Raw genomic sequence first — 12820 nt, forward strand, 5'->3', positions numbered from 1 at the left:
CTTTTCACTATTGTTCTTTTCGCATAATGAAGCTTAAATGTCTGCCAGCTTGTTTGTCTTGGCGGTAGGAAAAACCATTTGGGCTGAGATATGTGCAGGTTGCATCAATGTGAATCTTTTTAGAAGGAATACCAACAAGCTCGCATTGTTTTTTGACGGTTTGTTGATTATCAATATGATATTTATTGGTTTGAGCATTATAATACATAAAATCTTCAGCGTAGCCTAGATTGTGGAATTTCTCATAGACATCCGTATCTACCTCAAATTTTTGTTGACTCAGCGCCATACCGATTTGTACATAAAAATCTTGTGGCTGACAATGCTCCTGCTTGATTAAATGCTGGAAAAGCTTCAACGTCACTTCCTTAACAGTCCCTTGCCAGCCTGAATGCACGACACCGATGAGCCCATTGACTTCATTATAAAAAATAACTGGTACACAATCGGCAGTAAAGCTACATAAAAGTAAATTCGGCTCACGTGTGTAAAGTGCATCAGTATTGGCAATGGCAGTATCCAATTGTTCAGCTCCACGACCTTTATCGGAGGCTGTAACACAATAAAAATTAGCACTATGTGTTTGCTGTGTACAGACAAAATGATTGAGGTCGCAATGCAGCGAAGCTACTAAATTTTTGCGATTTTCAAGCACATCTGCAATATTCACACAAGTATGCAATGCCATATTATTTTGTTCTAGCTCAAGCTGATCTTTTAAGGTAATGCCGGCAATAAAAGGGGCATTATCCACATAAATTTTAGTTTTCATATCATCACCTCGTCTTACTATATAGGATTGAGTTGTGAATGTATAGGCACTTCATACTTATACCCTTCTATTATATTTTTAGACATAAAGAATAGATTTCTTCACATATAGTATCGAAGAATCATGAATAGAAGGAGTGTGTATAAATGGCTCAAGAAAAGTTTTTATTAATTTGTCAATTAGGCATGGGGCTATTTTGGATTATTACATATATACTCATTATCAAGCAGGGATTCAAGGATAAGAAGTATGGTATGCCGATGGCTGCCATTTGTGCCAATATTTCATGGGAATTTATCTTTGCCTTTATGTATCCACAAAACGATCTCCAAAGGATGATTACCTTCCTTTGGTTTATGTTAGACATTATTATAATGATGCAGTATTTAAGGTATGGTCATAAAGAATATCGAAAATTAATTCCAAGTAAAGTATTTTATGCATCATTTTTCATAACACTCGGTGCTAGCTTTTTTATTATTTTAGTAATGATGCATGAATTTAATGATATAGCTGGAAAATATGCAGCATTCTCACAAAATCTGATGATGTCAGGGCTGTTTATTGCCTTATTACTACAACGAGGAAATCTCAGTGGTCAATCGATGAGCATAGCAGTTTGTAAAATGCTTGGTACTGTATTTGCAGCAGTAGGCTTTTATATGTACTTTCGAACTCCCCTAATTACCATTATCTCACTTGCAACTCTTTTTTATGATGGGCTCTATATTGTTTTAATATATAGGCTATATCGAAAAAAGATTTTTTTACCCAAAATAAGGTAATGAATAGTCTGTTTTTGTTTAAATAAACTTTAGCAATTTATGCTAATTACAATTATATTGCAACAATGTTACAAAGCTAAACTGTGAGAACAGCGTTGTATAAGTCATTGTGTACCTGTTTTTAGCTTATGTCATACAATTGTAAAATTCCTTCCAAATATTTAGTGATGATTAATACTTAGAAACTATTTACGATAAATATAGAGCCAATCAGGAAGGAATGAATAACATGTTTAAAAGAGTAAAGAAAGCAGCACTTGTGTCCGTATTATCTGCATCCTTATTAATCCCAGTCGGGGCGATGGCAGCCGATTCATATACAGTTGCAGCAGGTGATTCTCTTTGGAAAATTGCTGTGAAAACACAAACAGGTGTACAAGAACTAATTGATGCAAATCCACAACTTGCAAATCCAGATCAACTTAATCCAGGACAAATAATTAATATTCCTACGAAAGAGCAAGCAAGCGTTGAACAGGAAGTTGTAACATTAGTCAATGCAGAGCGAGCTAAAGAAGGTCTACCAGCCTTAAAAGAAGAATGGGAGCTTTCTCGAGTGGCAAAATATAAATCTCAAGATATGCACGATAAAAAGTACTTTGATCACACAAGTCCAACTTATGGTAAACCATTTACAATGATGAAAAACTTTGGAATAACGTATAAATCGGCTGGCGAAAATATTGCAATGGGACAACGTTCAGCAGAGGAAGTTGTAAAAGCATGGATGAATAGTGCTGGTCATAGAGCTAATATTTTAAATAAAAACTACACACATATCGGCGTAGGATATGTGAAGGATGGTAACTACTGGACACAAATGTTTATTCAACAATAAAAATATAGAACTGTTCTCTGCTGTCTGAAGCAGGAGCAGTTCTTTTAAACATGTAAGGTTCAGGTACGCATACATATTGAAAATAAATAAAAAAATACAAAAAGTAACACACTATCACTATTAAACGAATAAGATGTCTCTGTACTATAACGTTAGAGGTAGGTGCTTGCTATTGAAAAAACAGTGGATGGTCACACTGTTTATGTTATGCACTATTGGACTAATCGGTTGTCAAGGAGAACCAGAGAATGAGAAACAACAAGTGCAAGAAGTACAAGATTTAGAGCAGGAACAAAAGGAAAACAAACAGGCTGTTACGTATGAGCAAAAGCAACAATTGGAGACTGTTGTAGAAATTGTTGATCCCTCTACAAATGCGGTTATACAGACCATTACTCCAAATGAAATGGGCTTCGAAAGAAATATGCCATCGTATACAAAGGAAATTGAACAATTAGCAAGAGCATTGGCAAGAGGCAATGGAGAAACAGCTGGTTATGATCAACGCATGATACTTGATAGGCTGGATGATAATGGAAAAATAATAAAGGGCAGTCCTTTAATGGTTTTAAAAGAAAAAGAATTGGTAGCTAGAATATTAGAGGCATCAGCATCTGGTGGTAAAGTAGTGATGCCGCTTTATATAACAGAAAGCGGTTATTATCTGGAGGATATTCCTTATTTGGAGGAAACCATTGTCGCATCCTATACCACTTATTTTAATCGTGCTGATGTAGGAAGAAATAAAAACATCGAATTATCTGCTAAAGCAATTCATAATGTTATTGTCGGAAGCGAGGATTATTTTTCATTTAACACTGTTGTTGGACCAAGAGATGAAGACAATGGTTATCAGCCTGCACCAGAAATCATCAATAAGAAGGTGGTGATGGGTATTGGTGGTGGTATTTGTCAAACCTCTTCGACCTTGTTTAATGCAGTAGATCAGTTGCCAATTAAGTTTGTGGAACGACATCATCATTCCTTAGATGTTGGCTATGTGCCAAAGGGAAGGGATGCTACGGTTTCCTATGGAGGCTTAGATTTTAGGTTTCACAATACAAGTGACGTACCATTTTTAATCAAATCTATTTATGGGGATAATTTTTTAACTGTGGAGATAAGGACAGCAAAAAAATATGTAGAATTATTGAAAAAAACATAATTAATGCTTAAGACACCTCTGCCAAAGGTGTCTTTTTAAAAGTGTCATGCTATAGTTAAATTGAGGTATTTCAGTATAATGGTGGTTCATCCAGCATATATGCCATGCAGATGTGTTGGGGATATTTTATTGATGGTTCTTAAAAAATATTTTGACGCTTTTTATCACCTCATATGATGGATGAACCTTAATCGTGTGAATGGGGAAGGGGAAAAGACAATGCATGCAAAGCTACAGGCAGCAATAGATTCAATCGATTTTTACCAGGTAACCTATCCAGAAGATGCTTGTATAATTGTTGCAGACACAGAGAGAGTCATTGCCTATAAGCCAGGTAAACAAGTGGATTTAAAGGTTTGTGTTGGTGATCCTGTAGATAAATATCGTGGAACAACAACTGAAAAGGCGCTTAGCTCGGGCAGATTTATTCGAGAAGAACGAAGTACTGAGGATTTTGGCATGGCCTATATTGCATCTGCACAGCCTATTTTTGAAGGTGGACAAGTAATCGGTGTTATCAGTGCCATCCTTTCAAATGAAAAAATGGATCATATGCGATTACTAGCAACCGAGCTATCGAGCTCAGTGGAAGAAATGACTGCAACGAATGAAGAATTAGCAAAGGCAAGTGTAGATGTTTCCAATCGCTTAGAGGAACTATCTAGGTTCTCAGAGTCCATGACTGGTGATATTCAACAAATTAATGCCATTGTAGATTTAGTTAAAGATTTAGCCATGAAATCAAAAATTCTTGGACTAAATGCATCCATTGAGGCAGCTCGTTCTGGTGAGCATGGACGTGGCTTTGCAGTAGTAGCTACTGAGATTCAAAAAATGTCTCAAAGTAGTACCGAAAGTGCGGATAGCATTACAAACCAATTAGAGAGTATTAAACAAGCTATAGATCAAGTTAACGAATCAGCAAATCAAATTGCAGCATTTACTCAACAATTTTCTACGAGTATGTATGAATTAACAGATGCCTATAAAGGTGTTAATAGCACAGCAGAAAAATTAATGCACATTAGTGAAGTGAAAAATTAAAAAGAGGGGTATAGCCAATTCATTTAACGGCTATACCCCCTTCTTGATTAAATAATATCTAAAATTTCCTGTGGAGCATTTACTTTATATTCAGGCTCTTCCTGTTGAATCACCTCAATAGAATCATATCCCCAGGAAACCCAAATAATTGGTACCCCGACTTTTTTACATGCTACAATATCTCTTTGTTCATCCCCTATATATAAAACGTCTGATGCAGTACTACTAGAGTCCTTTAAAAATTTCTTCAACACTTTATCCTTCCCAAAAATACGATTTGAGCAAAGTACATTTGATACACAATGAATGTCATTCATTTTTAGAAATTCTAAAATATTTTCCTGAGAGTTGGACGAAATAATAAGGATTTTATAGCCTCTTTTATCAATTTCCATTAGCACATCCTTGATTCCCTCATAAAGATGTACCTCATTTAAAGACTGACGATACAAACGATAAAATTGAGGTAAAATCATGGGTAATTTATACATTGGAAAATCAAATAATTTACTGCGCTCCGCTATGGATAATTTTTTCAATGATTCGATTTCCTTTAACTCTATTCCTTTAAATTTATATTTTTGTGCAAGTGTATTCCAAGCTGATGCAAATACAGCCGTAGAATCAGCCAATGTTCCATCAAAATCAAAGATGATATATTTCATTGAAAATGTTCTCCTTTATGTTCTAGTTGTATAGACGCTTAGTGCTTGAAAATGTTACGTACCTTTAACGTATAATGACATGATTCTATAGCATATGAAGCAGGTGGTGGTAAATGACTCTGGATGCGTAATTTTTTTGAGTATGTATCACTGTGGTAAATATTGTATCGAAAAATGCCTCTATTGAATAATGAAAAGCTTCGTTTTAAAGAAATACAGAAAAATACCTTTATTGAAATGCAAAAAACCAAAGAACTTCAAATAAAAGTCTTTGGTTTTTGCATATATGAGTTTCATTTACTGTGTTTTCTTCATAAACAATGAAAGTATTACATTAACTAGGGCTAATACAAAGCTTATTTTAAAGACAAAGGATGAGCCAGTTGCTGCAGCTCCTTGTGCAGCCAGTTCCTATTTCTGACAACCTGGCCTACAAGGGAAGCGGATAATTACAGGGGAAAATCGCTATAATTACTGGGGGAGATAGTGGAATTGGTCGTGCTATTGCTATTGGGTTTGCAAAGGAAGGAGCCCATATGACTATTACCTATATGCCACATGAGCGATCTGATGCAGAAGCAACAAAGCAAATGGTGGAGGCAGATGGGCAGTCCATTCTATTGATTGAAGTGACTTACGTCATCCTGAGTTTTCTAAGAAAGTAGTAAGAAAAACGATTGACTGTTTTGGTAAGCTAGATATACTTGATTTTATATCAAGGTGACCAATTTCCGCAGCAAAGCATTTTGGATATTTCAAATGAACAATTGTATGATACGTTTGAAACCAATATTTTTTCGCATTTTTATATGACAAAGGCAGGATTACCTTATATGAAGCAGGGTGAGGCAATTATTTCCACTGCTTCCGTGACAGCTTACGCTGGAGCTCCGTTACTTGTCGATTATTCCTCCACCAAAGGATCGATTGTTTCATTCACTAGATCTTTGTCCTTACAGTTAGCGAGTAAGGGAATACGAGTGAATGCAGTTGCTCCTGGTCCAATCTGGACACCACTAATTGTCTCAAGCTATTCAGCAGAATATGTCAAAACATTTGGCTTAGAAACGCCGATGAAGCGAGCAGGTCAGCCATTTGAGCTTGCACCTACCTATATTTATTTAGCTTCTGATGATTCTTCTTTTGTTACTGGTCAGGTACTGCATGTCAATGTGGCATTATGACGGAAACGTAAGTGAATATTTGCTACTATAATAATAGATATATTAGCAAGGGAGAAAGTATATGGAAAATAATCGACCTATTGATAAACTGTTAAATTTTGCCAATAATGATGAACGAGTTCGAGTAGTCGGAATGGAGGGCTCAAGAGCAAATCACAATGTGCCAAGAAATGATTTTCAGGATTATGATATTTCCTTTGTTGTAACTGATATGGCTACCTTTCTTGGAAATAATAAATGGATCGATTTCTTAGGCGAGCGATTAATAACGCAAACACCAGAGGATATGGAATTATTTCCACCAGAACTAGGCAATTGGTTTTCCTATTTAATGTTATTTACCGATCATTCAAAAATTGATTTGACACTAGTTCCTATTGAAGAATTGGAGCTTTATCTTGAAAGTGATGGACTTTTAGAAATCATTCTGGATAAAGACCAGCGCTGTATAAATGTTCCTGAGGCAACAGATGTTACGTACCATGTACAAAAGCCAAGTGCACGTTCATTTGATGATTGTTGCAATGAATTTTGGATGGTTTCAACTTATGTTGTAAAAGGCATTTGTCGCAATGAACTTCTTTTTGCCAATTACCATTTTGAACATATTTTACGTGAAGAATTACTTCGAATGCTATCGTGGCGCGTTGGCTTTGAAACAGAATTTAGCTTAAGTGTTGGCAAAAGTTATAAGTATTTATCTCAATATTTACAGGCAAAGGAAGTTTCTCAATTAATGGGGACCTTTGAGCTAACCTCTAAAAAAGCTATATGGCAGGCGTTATTTCAAGCCTTTGATTTATTCGCAAAGGCATCACAGCATGTGGCTGCAAGACTCGAAGTAGAATATCCAGTATACGAAAAGAATATTAGAGCGTATGTGGATGAAATTTATCAGAAATTTTTTGTAAAGAATTTTGTGGATAATATTATAAAATAGTGTTATCGTAAAGAATAAGCTAAATAAAATCCTTCGGGGTAGGGTGAAATTCCCAATCGGCGGTGATGAAGCAATTCAAAGTCCGTGAGCGAAAGCTGATTTGGTGCAAATCCAAAACCGACAGTGATAGTCTGGATGGGAGAAGGGTAAAAGTGCAAACTTTTTAAATTCGTATGAATTTATAAGGTTTATTTGATTATGCTTTTATGTTAACTTCCCGTCGTTGAGATTGGGAGGTTTTTTTATTTAGCGAATAAAAATAAATTAAATAGTAAGATGTTCTTCGGGGTAGGGTGAAATTCCCAATCGGCGGTGATGAAGCAATTCAAAGTCCGTGAGCGAAAGCTGATTTGGTGTAAATCCAAAACCGACAGTGATAGTCTGGATGGGAGAAGAACGATGAGATGGCAGCCTATGGAAAAAATATAAAATTCTAAGGTTTATTTGCTGACGTCTTATTTATATGAACTCCCTAACCCCTTTCATGTGAAGGGGTTTTTTTGGTATTGGCTGTAAGGAGGGACAGAGAACGCTGAAAGTAATGGATAGAATTAGTTAAGTGATGGATTGACCTCAAAAATTAATGGATAGAGCCCTTAATGCGTGGAAAGAAAGTAGGTGGAAAAATGTTTACAGGGATTATTGAGGATATTGGTACAGTAAAAACCTTGCAAAGCGATCAGCAAAGTATGAAAATTACAGTCCTTTCAGCAAAAATGGTGGAGGATGTAAAGCTCGGAGACAGCATAGCGGTCAATGGTGTTTGTTTAACAGTGACAAACTTTACTAATCAAGAGTTGACGATGGATGTTATGACAGAAACGGTGAAGGCAACAAATTTGCAGCAGCTTGCTGTAGGTGACCCAGTTAACTTAGAGCGTGCCATGCCTGCGAATGGACGATTCGGTGGTCATTTTGTAGCAGGACATGTTGATGGAATAGGGAAAATAGTACGTAAACGACCATTAGCAAACGCAGTTTATATCGATATTGAGCTATCCGAGGATTTAACAAACTACTGTATTCCAAAAGGCTCCATTACGATTGATGGTACGAGCCTAACACTTTTTCACGTTGAGCAAAAAAGTGTCACAGTATCACTGATACCTCACACGTATAAGGAAACAATTTTAGGTATGAAGAAAATTGGCGCTTCCGTTAATATTGAAACGGATTTAGTTGGAAAATATATTTTGCACCAGCTAAAGCGTAGGAACGAAGTAACGACTATTACGAGAGACTTTTTAACGCAAAACGGATTTTAAACGATGAACGGTAAGGAGGTGCCAATAATGCTGCACACAATTGAAGAAGCAATAGAGGATTTAAAACAGGGCAAGATGATTATTGTAGTAGACGATGAGGATCGAGAAAATGAAGGGGATTTACTGGCTTTAGCAGAGTATATGACACCTGAAACGATAAATTTTATGGCGACATATGGAAGAGGTCTTATCTGCACACCGATCACAGAGCAGCTCGCACAAAAATTGGGCTTACAACCTATGGTAAGTAACAATACAGACAATCATCAAACAGCATTTACAGTTAGTATCGATTATATGGATACAACGACAGGAATTAGCGCCTTTGAACGCGCAATGACAATAAAAAAAATGATTGAACCACAAGCGAAGGCAAATGATTTTCGTAGACCAGGCCATGTATTTCCGTTAATCGCAAAGAACAATGGTGTGTTAGAGCGTAGAGGTCACACTGAAGCAACCATTGATTTAGCTAAGCTTTGTCACAGTATCCCCGCAGGCATTATCTGTGAAATTATGGGGGACGATGGCAAAATGCTTCGCTTCAATGAACTAGTCAACTATGCAGCGCATCATCAACTAAAAATAATTTCAATTGAAGAATTAGCGTTATATCGCCAGCAAAATCTCAAAATTACAATTTAAAAAAGGAGAATTTAGAAATGGGTAAAACATTTGAAGCACAATTAATTGGTACTGACTTAAAAATTGCTATCGTAGTAGGTCGATTCAATGAATTTATAACAAGTAAATTATTAGACGGGGCACTCGATGGTTTAAAGCGACACGGTGTAAATGAGGACTTTATTGATGTAGCTTGGGTTCCAGGTGCATTTGAGGTTCCGTTTATTGCGAAACAGCTTGCGGAAACAAAGAAATATGATGCCATTATTGGTTTAGGAACAGTGATTCGTGGCTCAACAACACATTATGACTATGTATGCAATGAATCAGCAAAAGGGATTGCCAATGTATCATTAACAACAAATGTGCCCGTCATTTTTGGCATTGTGACAACTGAAAATATTGAGCAAGCTATTGAGCGTGCAGGTACAAAATCAGGTAATAAAGGCTATGATTCCGCAATGTCTGCTATTGAAATGGCGAATTTAAAGAGAATGATTGGCTAAAACATAGTTTGAAATTATCTAAATGAAATTATTCATCTAAAGTATCTTATCTGTCTTAAAACCTGAATATTTTAAACAAGCATGGGGAAAATATGGTGTAAGTATATGGATGCATGTACGAATCTGAAACTGATTCAGTAGGAGATGAGGAATATTCAAATGGAACAAATCGTAAATTTGCAAACTTTGAAGGCACTATTTCAACGCTCTGCTGATGTGATTTTTCAAAGGTATACAATGCAGCAACATACAGTACATGTTATTTATTGTGATGCTATGATTAATGAGCAATTACTACAAACCGTTATTGTTCAAGAGCTCCAATCGATGCTTGAAAAAACTTCAGGTGAATTATTAGAGGAAGATATTTTAAATCATCTACACATTCCTCATTTGAAAAAAATCTCTGAAAAAGAGGACATCATTACCAAAGTTTATAAAGGGCATGTGTTGCTGTATTTTGAAGATGAACAATTATTATTAACAAGTTTTATTCCTAAAAAGCCAAATCGGGAGCCTAGAGAAACAGCCCTTGAATTGGTCATAAAGGGTCCGCGAGACGATTTTATTGAGGATATCGATATTAATATTGCTTTATTACGAAAACGATTACCTACAAATTCGCTAAGTGTTGAAACATATGAAATCGGCAAGCGTTCTAAAACAACTGTAGCAATCCTTTATATGGATGATATTGTTAATAAAAAAATGCTAGAGGACATCAAAATAAATCTTCAAAAAGTAGATACGGATATTGTGTTTAGTGGAGATATTTTAATGGAGAGAATCGAGCAAAGTGCAAAAATTCTTCCCAGACATGATTATACAGGTCGTCCTGACTTTGCTTTACAGGCCCTAATTAACGGTAGAATTGTGATAATGGTGGATGGTGTCACTTATGCCATTATTACGCCAGCTAACGTGCTGCTAGTATTTAAATCAGGAGAGGATTATTATTTTCCGATTATTGTTAGTTCAATGGAAAGACTGCTACGCATTGTTGGCATATTAATTAGCGTGCTTTTACCAGGCTTTTGGCTTGCGCTTACGACCTATCATCAAAATCAATTACCTTTAATTCTTTTAGCAACAGTTGTACAATCAAGGACAGGGCTTCCGTTTCCAACGATTCTAGAAATACTACTAATGGTATTTATGTTTGAAATGTTCCGTGAGGCAAATATACGTCTTCCTAGTATCGTTAGTGGATCAATCAGTGTCGTTGGAGGTCTAATCATTGGAGATGCAGCCATTAAAGCTGGTATAACAAGTCCTCCAATGATAGTTGTAATTGCTATTTCGAGTATTGCAGCCTATACGCTTGTCAATCAATCCTTTGTCACGGCAATGAGTATATTTCGCATTATTATTATATTAGCAGCAGCATTTTTCGGCCTGTATGGCTTTTTTATAGCAATTTTTTTCATTCTTCTATATACGGCAAATTTGCGAGTCCTTGGCATTCCTTACTTAAATGTAGGAGCAGATTTAAATTGGCAAGATATGAAAAAATCTTTATTGAGATTATCTCCTAAAGGCTATGGTAAACGTCCAGCATTTTTAAATTTGCAGGATAAAACTAGAACATCTCGAAAAAATAAAAAAATGGGCTAGGTATAGTTGACTATATCTAGCCCATTCCCTTGGTTCCATCTAACATTTTCTTGACCTTCAATTAACTTGAAGCTTTATGATGTTAGAAAATAAGTTAATTAAGGGAGAGAATTGAATGTCAGGTTATGAAGAGTTAATCGTCAAAGTTGAAGATGTGAACGGTAGCTACTACCAAATTGGTTTACAGCAAAGCAAAGAGCTCTTATCTTTATTGCAAATGCAAAAAGATGTATTAATGCACTTAACTAGGTCTACTAATACTCAAATAGCGAAACAACTTTTACAAAAGCATTGTCCACAGATAATCCATGAGATGGAAGGCTTGAGTGCTGGCGCAGCTCTATCGATAGACACTGTGCTTAGATTGTTCAGTGGCTATACTATTACTTTTCCAGAGATGGGCTGTACAGCATTTGTGCGTGATGGAATGTACATCCGTAATTATGATTTCAGTCCAGCTTTATACGATGCTAGGTTTGTTTTCTCTAAACCAGTGAATGGTTATGCAAGTATCGGGTTTAGTCAGCAAATTATCGGTAGACTAGATGGGATGAATGAATACGGGTTAGTTGTTGGTCTGCATTTTGTTAATCATGAACACTCTGAAGAAGGCTTTATTGCTTCTACAATTGTTCGTGTACTATTAGAGCAATGTAAAACAATTGAAGAGGCATGCATGTTAATAAAGGAAATTCCACACGGTTACTGTTATAATTATTCTATGACAGATTGTAGTGGGAGAGCTGTAGTAGTGGAAGCCTCTCCACAGAAGCAAATAATAAAGCAGGAAAATCCTTTAATTTGTACAAATCATTTTGAATCTATACATTTAATAGAAAAAAATAAGAAAATGATAGAAGGCTCTATTCATAGAAAGCAATTTTTAACGGTATTACTGGAAGAAGAACTTACAACAACCGCCCTCTATCAACATTTTAATGCTGAAAATTCACCATTATTTTATCATAATTATCACGAATACTTTGGCACATTACATACGATTATTTATCAACCTAAAACATTAGAGATCCTTGTTGGGATTGGTGGGAATGCACAACCAATAGCATTTTCATTTAAAGACTACTTGGAAGGAGCTCTAACGCTTCCAAAAGAGATAAAAGGGATCATCTATACAAAATAAAGAAGTTGAACTGTGTGTAAAAATCATACATGTTTTCTAAAAGGAAGTAGCTTACATGCTACTCTCTTTTTTTGCACTAAAAATAAAAATTGCTTTTATGATTTTGATAAAGTAGGATAAACAAGAAATATACTCTAAATGAAGAACGGTATCCAAACTAAAAAGGAAGTTTATCTGGGTTCAGCAGAAGACTTCCAGCCTATAGATGGCGAAATGAATGTGATTGTTTCCTATTCAGTGTGTACCAATGTACGCTGAATCAAGTTAAAGCCTTCAG

11 protein-coding genes, 2 pseudogenes and 2 riboswitches are annotated in these 12820 nt (G+C 35.8%); of the genes and pseudogenes, 11 read left to right on the forward strand and 2 right to left on the reverse strand.

Annotated elements, in window-relative coordinates:
• Window positions 1-7: 7 nt before the first annotated feature.
• The gene (gene pgeF / locus AC1RNS_RS15570) at window positions 8-772 is read right to left on the reverse strand and encodes a peptidoglycan editing factor PgeF (RefSeq protein WP_492993917.1); all 765 of its coding nucleotides are present in this window, start codon (window positions 770-772) and stop codon (window positions 8-10) included.
• Between the two features lie 146 nt (window positions 773-918).
• Between pgeF and AC1RNS_RS15575 the strand changes: the two genes are divergently transcribed.
• The 4 genes from AC1RNS_RS15575 (at window position 919) to AC1RNS_RS15590 (ending at window position 4604) form a co-directional block, all read left to right on the forward strand.
• Complete coding sequence (locus AC1RNS_RS15575) at window positions 919-1557, forward strand: transmembrane-type terpene cyclase (protein ID WP_492993919.1); 639 nt, start codon at window positions 919-921, stop codon at window positions 1555-1557.
• A gap of 229 nt (window positions 1558-1786) precedes the next feature.
• On the forward strand, window positions 1787-2395 hold the full coding sequence (locus AC1RNS_RS15580; protein WP_492993920.1) for a CAP domain-containing protein: 609 nt from the start codon (window positions 1787-1789) through the stop codon (window positions 2393-2395).
• A gap of 172 nt (window positions 2396-2567) precedes the next feature.
• The gene (locus AC1RNS_RS15585) at window positions 2568-3560 is read left to right on the forward strand and encodes a VanW family protein (RefSeq protein ID WP_492993922.1); all 993 of its coding nucleotides are present in this window, start codon (window positions 2568-2570) and stop codon (window positions 3558-3560) included.
• A gap of 219 nt (window positions 3561-3779) precedes the next feature.
• Window positions 3780-4604, forward strand: a complete 825-nt coding sequence (locus AC1RNS_RS15590) for a methyl-accepting chemotaxis protein (protein ID WP_492993923.1) — start codon at window positions 3780-3782, stop codon at window positions 4602-4604.
• Between the two features lie 47 nt (window positions 4605-4651).
• On the opposite strand, the gene AC1RNS_RS15595 is transcribed toward AC1RNS_RS15590, so the two are convergent.
• A complete protein-coding gene (locus AC1RNS_RS15595) occupies window positions 4652-5269 on the reverse strand; it encodes an HAD hydrolase-like protein (protein WP_492993925.1) in 618 nt (205 codons plus the stop codon).
• Window positions 5270-5778: 509 nt separating this feature from the next.
• Between AC1RNS_RS15595 and AC1RNS_RS15600 the strand changes: the two are divergent.
• The 7 genes and pseudogenes from AC1RNS_RS15600 to AC1RNS_RS15630 all read left to right on the forward strand — a co-directional run bounded on the left by AC1RNS_RS15600 (window position 5779) and on the right by AC1RNS_RS15630 (window position 12543).
• Window positions 5779-6453: pseudogene (locus tag AC1RNS_RS15600) on the forward strand (SDR family oxidoreductase).
• 61 nt (window positions 6454-6514) lie between these two features.
• Window positions 6515-7393 (forward strand): aminoglycoside 6-adenylyltransferase, encoded by an 879-nt coding sequence (locus tag AC1RNS_RS15605; protein WP_492993927.1) that lies wholly within the window; start codon window positions 6515-6517, stop codon window positions 7391-7393.
• A gap of 25 nt (window positions 7394-7418) precedes the next feature.
• A riboswitch (FMN riboswitch) is annotated at window positions 7419-7544 on the forward strand.
• Between the two features lie 124 nt (window positions 7545-7668).
• A riboswitch (FMN riboswitch) is annotated at window positions 7669-7794 on the forward strand.
• A 225-nt stretch (window positions 7795-8019) separates the two neighbouring features.
• The gene (gene ribE, locus AC1RNS_RS15610; protein ID WP_492993987.1) at window positions 8020-8658 is read left to right on the forward strand and encodes a riboflavin synthase; all 639 of its coding nucleotides are present in this window, start codon (window positions 8020-8022) and stop codon (window positions 8656-8658) included.
• Between the two features lie 27 nt (window positions 8659-8685).
• Window positions 8686-9285, forward strand: a pseudogene (gene ribB / locus AC1RNS_RS15615) (3,4-dihydroxy-2-butanone-4-phosphate synthase); the annotation flags it as partial.
• A 35-nt stretch (window positions 9286-9320) separates the two neighbouring features.
• Complete coding sequence (gene ribH / locus AC1RNS_RS15620) at window positions 9321-9788, forward strand: 6,7-dimethyl-8-ribityllumazine synthase (RefSeq protein ID WP_492993929.1); 468 nt, start codon at window positions 9321-9323, stop codon at window positions 9786-9788.
• A 159-nt stretch (window positions 9789-9947) separates the two neighbouring features.
• Window positions 9948-11402 carry a spore germination protein gene (locus tag AC1RNS_RS15625; protein ID WP_492993931.1) on the forward strand — a complete coding sequence of 485 codons (1455 nt, stop codon included), beginning with the start codon at window positions 9948-9950 and terminating at the stop codon, window positions 11400-11402.
• A gap of 115 nt (window positions 11403-11517) precedes the next feature.
• Entirely contained in the window at window positions 11518-12543 is a 1026-nt protein-coding gene (locus AC1RNS_RS15630; RefSeq protein ID WP_492993933.1) for a C45 family autoproteolytic acyltransferase/hydrolase, read from the forward strand.
• The last annotated feature ends 277 nt before the right edge of the window (window positions 12544-12820 follow it).

The organism is Lysinibacillus sp. GW821-FHT14F06, assembly GCF_058803665.1.

Bases quoted from the DNA above. Each gene is read 5' to 3' on its own strand.
- pgeF (WP_492993917.1), bottom strand. From the start codon at position 772: ATGAAAACTAAAATTTATGTGGATAATGCCCCTTTTATTGCCGGCATT.
- AC1RNS_RS15575 (WP_492993919.1), top strand. From the start codon at position 919: ATGGCTCAAGAAAAGTTTTTATTAATTTGTCAATTAGGCATGGGGCTA.
- AC1RNS_RS15580 (WP_492993920.1), top strand. From the start codon at position 1,787: ATGTTTAAAAGAGTAAAGAAAGCAGCACTTGTGTCCGTATTATCTGCA.
- AC1RNS_RS15590 (WP_492993923.1), top strand. From the start codon at position 3,780: ATGCATGCAAAGCTACAGGCAGCAATAGATTCAATCGATTTTTACCAG.
- AC1RNS_RS15595 (WP_492993925.1), bottom strand. From the start codon at position 5,269: ATGAAATATATCATCTTTGATTTTGATGGAACATTGGCTGATTCTACG.
- AC1RNS_RS15605 (WP_492993927.1), top strand. From the start codon at position 6,515: ATGGAAAATAATCGACCTATTGATAAACTGTTAAATTTTGCCAATAAT.
- ribE (WP_492993987.1), top strand. From the start codon at position 8,020: ATGTTTACAGGGATTATTGAGGATATTGGTACAGTAAAAACCTTGCAA.
- ribH (WP_492993929.1), top strand. From the start codon at position 9,321: ATGGGTAAAACATTTGAAGCACAATTAATTGGTACTGACTTAAAAATT.
- AC1RNS_RS15625 (WP_492993931.1), top strand. From the start codon at position 9,948: ATGGAACAAATCGTAAATTTGCAAACTTTGAAGGCACTATTTCAACGC.
- AC1RNS_RS15630 (WP_492993933.1), top strand. From the start codon at position 11,518: ATGTCAGGTTATGAAGAGTTAATCGTCAAAGTTGAAGATGTGAACGGT.